Raw genomic sequence first — 11146 nt, forward strand, 5'->3', positions numbered from 1 at the left:
TCCAGGTCCCGCCTGCTCGCCGCAGGGACGGACCACCTAGAAGTTGGTGATCAGACTCTACCGATACTGCGCACCATGAACGATCGCGTCTTGGGCTATTGTGCGCACGAGCTCGATATCCGGCCCGAGGTGTCTAACTTCGTCGTCTGTAGGCAATAGCAGCTCGAGTTCCAATTGTTCGGAACTCTCCTTCGTGTGCACAATCCTGCATCGGATGTCGTAAATCCTCGCCGCAACAGAGTTGTACAACTCTTCGTCAGAAGATCTCAGATCGATGCCCTTTATTTTCGTCAACTTCTGATTTTTCGCGCAGACTGATCCTTTGATGTACGGCGTATTTAAAATATCGCGAAGCCTATCGGGTGGAGTGCAGCCGCGTATTGTCAACGTCAGCTGTTCTTTTTCTCCTTTGGTGCCCAGATGTGCGGGTCGAGCAATGTCAATTATAGTCCCTATTGATGCCGCATCATTTATGGAGAATCGGGGGCTCTTAACTCTAGTTTGAATCTGGCGAATTACTGACTCTCTAGTGAAGGAGCGGAAGTAGAATTCAAGTATTTGATAATAGGCAAGGAATTGGAGCAGTGGGAATTGTTGCGCGCTAAGTGCATACCAGTAAAGCGCATGACCTTGCGAGTCGTATTTCAGTGCAGGATACTCGGCTGGATGGGTGCCGACCTCTTTGCCCGCCGGGGTGATCGGCTGTACTCTGTGGTGAGCAAGGGCCACGTTGAGGCTATGGACCACATCCAAATCGAATAGGAAATCCCGAGCCGGACCGTCCAGCAGAGCCTTTGCTCGAGGTCCTGACACGCCATCTGGATGGCTTATCTTCAGAGTATACGATCGGGGTTTTTCTCCGCCAGCCTTGGTCAGCACGAACGATTTGCCGTGAGAAATCTCAATAACAGCGCCGTCCTGACTTTCAACACGCAATATGTACGCAGTTCGTTTCCGCGTATTAGGAGGGTCATCATCCGATAATTCAAGCCAGGGCACCTTGACTTCATACTCACGCTTCTCGATACCTGGGATTTTCTTGAGTTTCACATTCAATAGAGTCGGATAACGTCCGGTCGAGGCGGATACTAGAGCGGCCTCGACCGATCCGTCTCTCGTATCGACTACGGCATGATATGTTTCTGTAAAGCAAAAGTGTTCAAAGTTGGAGTTCAGTAGATCGTCCCAGTTGTAGGCATCTACTCGAACCACTTGAAAGTCCGACGCACCCCTAGGGATTTGGACTTTTATATAATCTGGAACGTTGACGAACTCGGAGTCTGGGTAACTGAATTCTTTAACCTCGACTCCCGTTTCCTTCGCGCGTTTCTTGATTTCATCCAGAAAGCTTAGGAGCTGTGGTGGGAGGGGTTCGTCTTCGCTTAGGTTGTACGGCTCATCGACCACGAGGAGAGTCTACGGACGAATCATGTTGTGGCTAGCGATTTTTGTGCCGGGCACACTGGCCGCGGCCTAGTTGTGCTGTCTCATGAGATTGGTGTCGTCGACAGCCGGGCGTTGCGGTAGGTCGTCGGTGTCGTGAACCAGCCAGCGCAGGAACACCACCACATGCGCATTCAGGTTGGAACCAACCTGCGCGACAGCTGCTTTGGCGCGAATACCCCCCCCAAACGCACCCCTGACCCCACGGCCGCCGACGACTCTGTGAACGCGTCGATGCTGCCCGACCGATCGCCCACGTCGCGGCCGAAGTCGGGATCTCGTGGCGCTGCCTGGCCAAGCCGCTGGATCCGCGGCATCGTCAATCTTGTCAGCGCCTTAACCTGTCGCCGCATTTCAGGAGGCTGACTTGGCAGGGCGTTCAGGGTCCGAGGATTGCCCGGATCTGGTCGGCCGCGCGGCGTGCGGTCAGCTCGTCGAGCGTTGCGATCGGTTCGTCCGCGCCCGCGAACCAACTCGGGCCGACGGTGAACGGGGCTTCGGTCAGGGCGGCACCGACGGGACCCAGATCGCAGATGATGGCGTCGCCGGACAACGGTTCGCTGACCACTTCGACGATCGCTGAGGTGCTGAAACGACTCCGGAAAGTGTGCGGCGGAGGTATGGATTTGCCCGCGAATTCGCCACGAAAAACCCGCGAAAAACCGCAGATTCGGCGGCTCCGCCTTCCTCGACAGCATCCCGACAGCAATCACCCCTGCACTCCGGATCAGGCCGGGTCGATAGGAACCAGTAGGGCAGCCTCCGTGCTGAACGGATAGCGGCCAGGCGCGGCTTTGTTGACGGATTCCACAACGGCACGGTCGCCGTCCAGCTCGAGGACCTCGAATTCCGATACGCCACCTGTCGCGAGCAGGACTCGGTCACCGATGTTCACCATGCCCGCAGCCTATCTTTTGCAACCGACCGGTTTGTGCAAGTATCGAAAGTATGTTCGATGATTGGCAGCCTGTGTATGAGGTCAACGGCCGGATCGTCACCGAACCAGAGCGGCTGTACTGGACCCGCAAGGGTTGGGTTGAACCCGCGCCGGTCAGCTGCCCGCGCGGGCACCGCTTCGGGCCAGGCCGAGCAACGGTCGGGGCCGCGCCCTGCTTGGAAGCGGGTGGTCACCATCGAGTCCACATCTGCAACTTCTGCCGATATGCGGTCTACACGCCACCGCTCACATCGAAGTGTGACCACTGATGCCTATATCGCTGGGCTGGCGCCGCTGTCGAGGTAGATCGTCGCGCGTAGCGGACCAAGCGCGGGGACACGACCACGTGCATGTTCAGGTTCGAATCGACCGTTGGCGACACATGCCGACGTGCTGGCCTTCTGTTGATGGCAACGATTCGAGCTTCATTAGGCCGCCCCCACGCTCGAATCCCCTGAAGTGTCAACGGCTTTGAAGCCCACCTGCGCCAGGACGTGTGTGTTAATCTGCCTGTGACCTGGTCATTGACCGGTTTTCAACAGAAAATTGAGGCGCGACGGAGGTATCACCACCATGAACCAGCCAATGCCGTTTCATCACCCGATCGTGATCGAACCTCCCGACGCCCCCGAGTATCTAAGCCACATGGGTATTGCCGTCCCGGACGTCACCGCTGCTATCCAGGCGGGCGATGTCTCGGCCCGGAACATGACCACGCATCATCCGGTCACGGCCGCGGGTCTCATGCGGTGGATCTATGTCGTCGGCACGATGCGTGAACGACTGGCCGTTACGAAGCTGTGGGTCGGAGACGATCCGAAAAATCGTCCCATCTCCCAACGCAAGGACGGCACATACACGCTGTCCGTCGTCGGCGGCAACGAGATCACCGGCATCATCGACAATCCGAGAGGCCCATCGGCTGCACGCCGCCGCGGCAAAGCCACTGAAGAGGCCGTGAACGACATGGTGCCACTGATCACGGTCCAAGCACTTCGCGGCAGCGCCCGCGCTGATGAGAGTGACGTGCGCAAGCAGCCACCGCAGGGGCCGTGGTTCCTGGTGTACCACCGAGACACCAACGCTGTGCGTATGGAAATATCACTGCCGCTCGGGTTCGAAGACGGCCAGTTCACAGGTTGGAATGTGCGAGTGATCCTCGATGAATGGAGGCCGGACAGTGACAGCGCGAGGCCGCGCGACATCGGAGGACAAGACGTCAACTTCAAAGTCGTCGAAGTCGGCTGAGACGTACCTGGACCCAGACAGGATCCGGATCGCACGGATGCGTCGGGGAATGACCAAAGCCGAACTCGCGCGACAGCTGTCGGTCATCCCCCGCACGATCACCCGGTACGAGACAAGTGAAGCGCCGCGGAATGTCGCCGCGGCGCTCGCGGGAGCATTGAACTTCCCCGTCGGGTACTTCGATCGCGATGGCGCGCCGATGTTCGACCCGAACGAGGTTCGTTTCCGTGCCGCACGACGAGCCAGCGCCCGCGAACGCGATGCCGCAGTCGCGGCCGGCATATCGGGCGTAGAGATCGACCGCTGGATCTCCAAACGGTTCGTCCTACCCGAGATGACACTGCCATCGCTGACCGGCAATGACCCCGAGACAGCCGCGCAGCTGCTACGCGGTATTTGGGGACTGGGAACCAAGCCGCTGCCCAACCTCGTGCAGCTGTGTGAATCTCGCGGCATCCGCGTCTACAGCTTGCCGCCGATCGCCGATGCGGTCGATGCGTACTCGATATGGCGATCCGGAACCCCGTACGTGTTCTTGGCACGCCGCAAATCCCCAGAACGGATCAGGTTCGACCTGGCCCACGAGATCGGCCACCTCGTCCTGCACGACGGTGAACCGTGCCAGACAGCTGCACTCGAGCGAGAGGCTGATGCGTTCGCCTCGGAGTTCCTGGTACCGGCGGCGAGCATCGTTGAATATCTGTCCTCGACCCCATCGGTCGCGGACATTTTGACCGTGCGTACCCAGTTCAAGGTGTCGGCGATGGCGCTGGCGATGGCGGCGCACAAAACCGACTGGATCAGCGACTGGAATTACCGTCAGATCTGTATCGAGTTGTCCACCCGAGGATTCCGGTCATCGGAACCGGGCGGGATGCCGAACTATGAGATGTCTCGGGTGTTCCCGCAGGTGTTCAGCCGATCGGGTTCGAAGGTCAGCGTCCGGGTAGTCGCCAACGAGTTGGATCTCCCTGTAGGCGACGTGCATGCGCTGACGTTCGGCGCCGAGCTGCGAGCCGCTCAAGAAACCGAGGTCACCAGCGACACAAGCCACCGCAACCTCACGGGTCAATACCGGTTACATGCGGTCTAGCTGTCAGAATCTCCTCGACAATGTGAACTCGGCTCTCCATATCCGGGAAATTCGCGCTTTTCATTCCGACCTGACCAGTTGGGTTGACGACGAAAGATCAGCGCGAATAGAACCGGTTACCAAATCGTGACTTTGGTCTGAGAGCCTTCTTACGGCGAAACCCTCAGTCCGACCTGGGTTTTCAACGTTCAGCACGCCCAACGGACGCTTAGCGGACAGCTATTTGTCATCGGTTCGCTGGGCGTTTCGCCTAATGTTCGGCCGAAAGAAACGAGTACAGTCCCTTACACACTGGGTTGGGTCGTGAGCTGGGTCACAACCCCCGCGCACGGTTGCTTGACTCTGTACGAGATACCGTATGGACGTCCTACTAAATGAAAGTGCCCGGGTCGTCAGGTTGCCGCCTGACGCCCGAGCACCAGCATCACCAGCGCGACGGTGGCCCCGAAACCAGCAGGCGCGCAAGTGATTTGGCAGACAGCCTGGTAACCGTTGGTGCCAGGCTGTCGCTATGTCAGAACCAGACACCACAAGGCGTCGAGTCCCGATACGACAATCGTGCACCAACGCAGACTGTCCCCACCCGCTCCGGCTACGAATGCCGTTACGAGGTGGTGTCCGACCGCGATGCGAATCACGATCCAGCTCATCTCCCGCACTGCATGCCAACCGATTGCGGCAGTCGGACAACGTCTTCCGAGGGGAGGGGAGACGACACAGCAGGGAGACTCGATGAACCGAAGGACGCACGAGTCGAACCGAGAGGAAAGTCTAGAGGCTGCCACCGCCAAGTTCGCAGAGCGCCATAACTTTCCACCTCGATCCGCAGGCTCGAAACGAACTTCCGGCCGATCGGACGATTCGCCGCCGAGACCGGGATGGTCACGACGGCGAGCCAGAGCTATTGGACCACATCACAACCGACAAAATCCCCGACACGCCAACCCGAATCACCGCAGATGCCGCCAACCCCTGCTAAGCCCAGTTCACTCCTAGCGAACGCAAGAACAATTGCAAGAACACGGGTTTCAGGAAGGAAGAACCGGAGAACTTGAGCTGGCGGCGAGACAAGCGAGGGGGCACCCCAGCCGGTAGCAGCTCGTCCCTTGAGAACTGCTCTGCTAGTCCGACTTCCGGCTGGCGTAGTACCACGCGAAGCTGGTGCCGAGCAGCGTGATCAGCGGCCCGAAAACGACACTGGCTATCGATTTGACGGCCTCGAGGTGGTCAGACGGCGCGAAGATCGCAGCACCGAGCAAGATAACCGTGGTCGCAGCGACCAACCAAAGCAGCTGGGAGGCAAGGGAAAAGCGGTGCCCATCCAGACGTTCTCCCACCGTGGCGACGCCGACCACCCCCTGCGGAGTCTCATCCTCAGTGATCGGCGTGACATCTATCAACCCGGACAAGGGCGGTTCGGCTTCATGGATCCCTGTTGGATCCGGATCCTCTGAGGGCATTAGACGGCGGCCTCGCTCGCACATTGATCACATACGGAATTCATGTCATGACCGCACGTCGGGCAGGCGTAGCCGTAAGACTTTTCGATGACGTCGCCCACTCCAGCATGGGGCGACTCATCCTCGGCGATCTCGCCCGCGGTCCAGTTGAGCGGCTTCTGCTCGGTCATCAGCTGCACGAACCCCCACACTGCCCCGTCGTGGATCACCACGATAACGCAACGCGACGGCCAGGAGGTGCCACTGCTTTCAAAGATCCGGCTCGTCCCCAAAGCTTTGCTACTCCCCTCGCTCGGCCGCGGTTACGGCCTTCGTACTGATCTTCAGTCGACGGCAAGGCTACCACCACGGTGCGTACCAATTACGTATCGAACACACCTAATACCAGCGTGTCATGCGTCTACATTCTTGACGAACTCAGTAATTCATCCTACTGTCAGGGACGTGATTGTTTGCCAAATGGCATAGGAGGGCGCTGTCTGACCTGGCACTTTGCCCGAAGCATGGCAAATGGTCTGCTGTGAGGTTGCGGCCTCGCAGGAACGAAGAACCGATGAAGAAGGCTCGACGCTTACAAGAGATCGGCCCAGCGAGGTTGCCGCTTCACTGGGCCGAAGTACCACACCACGAGATGAGAGCGACTCGGCAAGGGGGGAACTTTGCCGGGTCGCGACATCGTATCGATACGACGACAGCTCGAACCGTCGGGGAGGGCGGGTTCGCGTTATGCGTGAACACCGAGCTGATCGACTATGAGGGGAGCTCACGAAACATGGCTGTTCAAGATCGAGCCCATGACCCAGCCGGAACCACAACGGCAGGCAAGGCCGATGTAGTGCGGCTGTCGATCAACCTGGCCCCGGACGTCGCCGCGGTATTGCGTGACTGGGCCGAGAAAAAGCGGATCAGCGCCACCGAGGCCGTTCGACGCGCGATCGCAGTTTGGAACTTCATCGAGACGGAAAAGACCAACGGCAACACCTTCGCGGTCGTGGAGAAACTGCCCGGCGGCAAGCAACGTATCCGTGAAGTCGTCTTGATCGACTAGCTCCACACAAAACAAAACCGATGATTGTCGGAAGGCCGGGGCAGCCTACGCCCCGGCCTTCCGGCGCATCGGCAACCGCTCGTCCGCTTCAACTCAGGCCGCGATGTCGAAGAGGTCAGCTTCCGCGCATGCCGGGCCGATGCGCGCCGCGACCGATTCCGGTGACATGAGGTAAATGCCTACGAGCATCCTCAGTTCATGGTCCGTGGGATGCCAGGCGTCGACACCTGGCACCCCACAGCATGTTTAGGCAGCGTCCCGATCGCTCGGCGGAGTCCACTTCTGGTCAACGAACGCGATGAACCGTGCGATGAGGTTTTCCGCACGTTCCAAGGCGCGACGCGTGATCGACAGGTTGGTCGACCGACCTCGCGCGAGTCCGGCTTGCCGCTTGAGTTCCTCCTTTGAGGACTTCAGCAGTTTCCCGTCCAAGGTCACGGCCCGGTCTTCCTGCGCCCAGCTCAGCACAGTCGTCTCGTAGTATCGACCCGCCGACATCAGCAGGTTCTGCCGCACCCAGCCCTTCGGAACCAACAAGAGGGGCTTGCCGTCCGCAACCGGCAACTCCACGGGCTTCTCGACCCATCGACAATCTTCTGGATCCCACACCTGTCGTTTGACGGTGGTTATCCCGGACGGCTGAGCCTTGAATTCGGGGTATTTGGCCACCATCTCGGCCGTGAACATCACCAAGGCGGAGAAGATGATCCGCGTGGTCAGGTCGCTGGTGATGTCGCGGTCGATGCCCTCGACAAACAGCGGGATGGCCTCGATCTGACACAGGATTCCAACACGAAGCAGCAGTTCCATACTGGGGTCGCAGAGGGCTTCCCAGATCCATGTGCCAACAAGCTCAGCACCGCCATGCCCGTCGATCCCGGCCGCCGACATCCCGAGTCGCGTTTCCCGCGGCTCACCGAAGTGCTGCAGCAGGTCAAGTCCGCGGCGGTACTCCGACGGGCTGCCGGACATGACGCATCCGGCGACTTCGCCGAAGAAGCTGTCCATGCAGAACATCGCGTAATCGGCGAACGGCTGTGGCGCGGCCGAGACGCGAATCAGATGCGGATCGAGGAACAATCGATTGTCGATCTCGATCTTCACATCCGCGAAGGGCACCATGCCGGTGATCCCGTAGTACTCCGTGATTGTGGGCACGGAGTCTCCTCTCCACTCGCTGCCGCCCGAGAAGAGAGGGAGCCGAGGTATTGCCCTCGAACGAACTCCCGCTAGGCTGGGTAGCGACCTGCAAGTCACCGCCGCGCCCTCGAGCCGGCACCGGCCCGGTTCCGATGTCGCGGAACCGGGCCAGCTTGCTGTTGGGGGTCTTCCACCGCACGCCCGTTCACCGGGTCGCCCACGGTGGCCAGGCTTGTAGAGTCCTCCAAACCTGTGCGCCAGCGTACAACCAGCACATGACAGCGTCGTGTCTCACAAATCTGAAATGCGCACTACCAATAACACCGCACCACCAGTAGGTGAGTTATCTCACAATGATAACGGCGGGGTTACGGAATCACACAATCGTCATTTTCGCCTGATCGGACGGGGTGACCAGCACCGTTTGCGGCATTCGCACACCGGTGCGACGCAACTGGGCGTGTCGGACGGATTGATTCACTTTTCTATACAATGTGATACTCCCCACATTTGATCCTTACTGCTTGGTAAGATCTCGACTCGCACTATTGTGCGGCTCGATCGTCTGATCGACGCTGCCGCCGCAAGTAATTTTGTCAGGTACTGCCAATTGAGTTACCGGTTGGCAAGCTTGCTGCGATCCGCGAGAAGCGCGTCGATCACATTCCTGCATGGGGAGGCACGGTTCTGTCCGGCGGCTCGGTTGTGCGCCGATATCTGGTCCAGCAACCTGATCTATGCACACCCTCGCCTCACTATTAGCCTGTCAATCGCCATATTTCGTGCTGAATCGTTGCTGTCAGGATGGTTGCTCCGTTCTATCCGGGCTGCCGCCTGCTTTTTGGCCTTGGTGTGGGTCGGATTGCACAGATAGGCGGGCAGGCTCCGCCTGCCCGTTAAGGCCTGCCTTTTTCGCGTAGAGGCTCCGGCGTCAAGGGTGGCCGCAGGCCATCGGCGCAGCCGACGCCGCCAGGCGCCCTTGACGCTGGAGGGGCGCGGAAACACAATGCAGGCCGACCCACCACCAGGGCCACGCGGCCACCGGCCGCGGAAGTTCTTCCGCGAGCATCGCTCGTGCACGTGGACGTCCAGCGCCCACGTGCCAACCACGCGCTAACCAACCATGTACCACGCCAGCTGCGTGCAGTAGACCGCAGCATCCGCACCCGACGCCACCAGCCACCTCGTATGCCAAAGCACCACGTCGCAAACTTTCCGATACCACCCAAACGCAACCAATTTCTTTTTCTCTCTTCCACCACCCCAACCCTCCCCCCTTTTGATCTTTTGATTTCTGATTGCTCCCCCACCCCCACCCAGTCCGACATCTCGTTGACCACGAAGTGGGTGATGAGATGTCGGACTGGGTGGGGGTGGGGGAGCGAGCAGAAATCCCGCCCTTTGCCCAGCTCACGGGATGGTTGGGGTGGTGGTTGAGCCCACGAAAAGCTAGCACTACACAGGTGCTGGGTTTTCGCTAGAAAGTCGCGCGTCTTTCGCCTGCCGATCGACACCAAGATCGACTCCTGAAATGCTGCCGCCGCGACACGAAAAGGACCCTTCCTCAGCCGAATAGTGTGAGCCCGGCTCGTCGGTTGTTCAAGGGCGCTCCTACCGTCGCGTCGGCTGCGCCGATGGCCTGACGGCCCCCCTTGAGCAACCGCCGCTCCGGACTCGTTTCGCCTGCGGAGGAAGGGCCGGGGAACAGTCGGTGCAAAGCCTAACCACGGCACTCGAACGGCCGACCGGCTGAACACACGACGAAGCCCCGGCCGAAATCTCGACCGGGGCTCCGATGGGTGGTGCGGTTTAGTCGGCGGGCGGGATGTAGGCCACCAGCTCGTAGACGCGGCCGTAGCCGCCGCCCTCGACCGGGCCGACGTAGACCAGCTGATCGAGGCGACCGCCGATCGCGAAACCGCCGGCGCGAGCACGACGCACGCCCGCGGCGATCGCACGCTGCATATCGCGATCCAACGTGATCGAACGCAGACCCTCGTCATCGGAGTCGGCACGCTCGCCGGTCTCCAGGATCAGCGCGGAATCGACGACCGGGTCCCCGGACTGGGCGACCATCGGCTTGCGGTTGACCCAATACAGCGGCTGCCCCTGGCTGTTGTGACGGTGCCGCCGAACCACGGCCACGATCTCACCGGACACCGTTGTGTTCGGTTCGACGTCACGGCCGAACGGGTTGCGGGCGCCCTGGCTCATCAGCTCGGCGTTGATCTGGTCCAGGTCGGTCATTGCGTTGGTCATTAGATTCTCCTGCGTGGTTGAGGTGGTGAAAGGGGATGAAGGGGGCAGGCTCACTGCCTGCCCTCGAAGGGCTCTGCCCGTGTGGCGGTAGAGGTTCGCGGGTCCAGGGTGGCCACCAAGGCCATCGCCCGGCCGGGCGACGCTTGCGCCCTTGACGCGGGAGGGACCGCCGCACACCCTCCCGCACCACCAGACGAATGGTCGGCATGGTCAAGGCGTGATCTGGTACCTCCTCCACAGCTCGGGCAGCTGATCGACGCGGAACCGGAACCCGGTCTGGCGTCCGATCTCGTGGCCGGGGTGCTCATCAGCCAACTCCGCATGCGGGTAGTCGATCGCCCAGGTGAAAGACCGGCCGTTGCGCAGCCAGGCGTAGACGTCGAACCACCGTCCGTTCGCGTAGACCACAACGGCGTCGCTGCCGACGGTGTGCGGTAGTCCACGCACTGTCAGCTCGGCCCGCAGCAGCTGCCGTCTCCACCAGCGCAGATCGGAGATCTCACTTCTCACGCCTCGGA

11 protein-coding genes are annotated in these 11146 nt (G+C 60.3%); 3 read left to right on the forward strand and 8 right to left on the reverse strand.

Features of this window, described 5'->3' with window-relative positions; all coding sequences use genetic code 11:
• Nucleotides 1-57: 57 nt before the first annotated feature.
• From ACQPXH_RS24530 to ACQPXH_RS24540, 3 genes are all read right to left on the reverse strand, one after another.
• Complete coding sequence (locus ACQPXH_RS24530) at nt 58-1407, reverse strand: hypothetical protein (protein ID WP_433598844.1); 1350 nt, start codon at nt 1405-1407, stop codon at nt 58-60.
• 415 nt (nt 1408-1822) lie between these two features.
• Entirely contained in the window at nt 1823-2011 is a 189-nt protein-coding gene (locus tag ACQPXH_RS24535; RefSeq protein WP_433598845.1) for a hypothetical protein, read from the reverse strand.
• A gap of 159 nt (nt 2012-2170) precedes the next feature.
• A complete protein-coding gene (locus ACQPXH_RS24540) occupies nt 2171-2341 on the reverse strand; it encodes a hypothetical protein (RefSeq protein WP_433598846.1) in 171 nt (56 codons plus the stop codon).
• A 612-nt stretch (nt 2342-2953) separates the two neighbouring features.
• Between ACQPXH_RS24540 and ACQPXH_RS24545 the strand changes: the two genes are divergently transcribed.
• Entirely contained in the window at nt 2954-3628 is a 675-nt protein-coding gene (locus ACQPXH_RS24545) for a hypothetical protein (RefSeq protein ID WP_433598847.1), read from the forward strand.
• 49 nt (nt 3629-3677) lie between these two features.
• Complete coding sequence (locus ACQPXH_RS24550; protein ID WP_433598848.1) at nt 3678-4721, forward strand: XRE family transcriptional regulator; 1044 nt, start codon at nt 3678-3680, stop codon at nt 4719-4721.
• 1121 nt (nt 4722-5842) lie between these two features.
• Here ACQPXH_RS24550 and ACQPXH_RS24555 read toward each other — a convergent pair.
• Together ACQPXH_RS24555 and ACQPXH_RS24560 are read right to left on the reverse strand one after the other, a co-directional pair.
• Nucleotides 5843-6181: a hypothetical protein gene (locus tag ACQPXH_RS24555; protein WP_433598849.1), complete on the reverse strand. Its 339-nt coding sequence runs from the start codon at nt 6179-6181 to the stop codon at nt 5843-5845.
• On the reverse strand, nt 6181-6351 hold the full coding sequence (locus tag ACQPXH_RS24560) for a hypothetical protein (protein ID WP_433598850.1): 171 nt from the start codon (nt 6349-6351) through the stop codon (nt 6181-6183). The genes ACQPXH_RS24555 and ACQPXH_RS24560 overlap by 1 nt, the downstream gene beginning before the upstream one ends.
• 560 nt (nt 6352-6911) lie before the next feature.
• Here ACQPXH_RS24560 and ACQPXH_RS24565 point away from each other — a divergent pair.
• On the forward strand, nt 6912-7229 hold the full coding sequence (locus ACQPXH_RS24565; protein WP_433598851.1) for a hypothetical protein: 318 nt from the start codon (nt 6912-6914) through the stop codon (nt 7227-7229).
• A gap of 246 nt (nt 7230-7475) precedes the next feature.
• On the opposite strand, the gene ACQPXH_RS24570 is transcribed toward ACQPXH_RS24565, so the two are convergent.
• The 3 genes from ACQPXH_RS24570 to ACQPXH_RS24580 form a co-directional block, all read right to left on the reverse strand.
• Nucleotides 7476-8333, reverse strand: coding sequence for a hypothetical protein (locus tag ACQPXH_RS24570; protein ID WP_433598852.1), 858 nt, complete (start codon nt 8331-8333; stop codon nt 7476-7478).
• 1845 nt (nt 8334-10178) lie between these two features.
• Complete coding sequence (locus ACQPXH_RS24575) at nt 10179-10628, reverse strand: hypothetical protein (RefSeq protein WP_433598853.1); 450 nt, start codon at nt 10626-10628, stop codon at nt 10179-10181.
• A gap of 210 nt (nt 10629-10838) precedes the next feature.
• Nucleotides 10839-11138 (reverse strand): hypothetical protein, encoded by a 300-nt coding sequence (locus ACQPXH_RS24580; protein WP_433598854.1) that lies wholly within the window; start codon nt 11136-11138, stop codon nt 10839-10841.
• Between the last annotated feature and the right edge of the window lie 8 nt (nt 11139-11146).

Source organism: Nocardia sp. CA-135953 (assembly GCF_050955735.1).
In the GTDB taxonomy this organism is placed as follows: Bacteria; Actinomycetota; Actinomycetes; order Mycobacteriales; family Mycobacteriaceae; genus Nocardia.

Coding starts and splice junctions, on each gene's coding strand:
- ACQPXH_RS24550 (WP_433598848.1), top strand. CDS start 3,678: ATGACCAAAGCCGAACTCGCGCGACAGCTGTCGGTCATCCCCCGCACG.
- ACQPXH_RS24575 (WP_433598853.1), bottom strand. CDS start 10,628: ATGACCAACGCAATGACCGACCTGGACCAGATCAACGCCGAGCTGATG.
- ACQPXH_RS24545 (WP_433598847.1), top strand. CDS start 2,954: ATGAACCAGCCAATGCCGTTTCATCACCCGATCGTGATCGAACCTCCC.
- ACQPXH_RS24540 (WP_433598846.1), bottom strand. CDS start 2,341: ATGGTGAACATCGGTGACCGAGTCCTGCTCGCGACAGGTGGCGTATCG.
- ACQPXH_RS24560 (WP_433598850.1), bottom strand. CDS start 6,351: ATGACCGAGCAGAAGCCGCTCAACTGGACCGCGGGCGAGATCGCCGAG.
- ACQPXH_RS24555 (WP_433598849.1), bottom strand. CDS start 6,181: ATGCCCTCAGAGGATCCGGATCCAACAGGGATCCATGAAGCCGAACCG.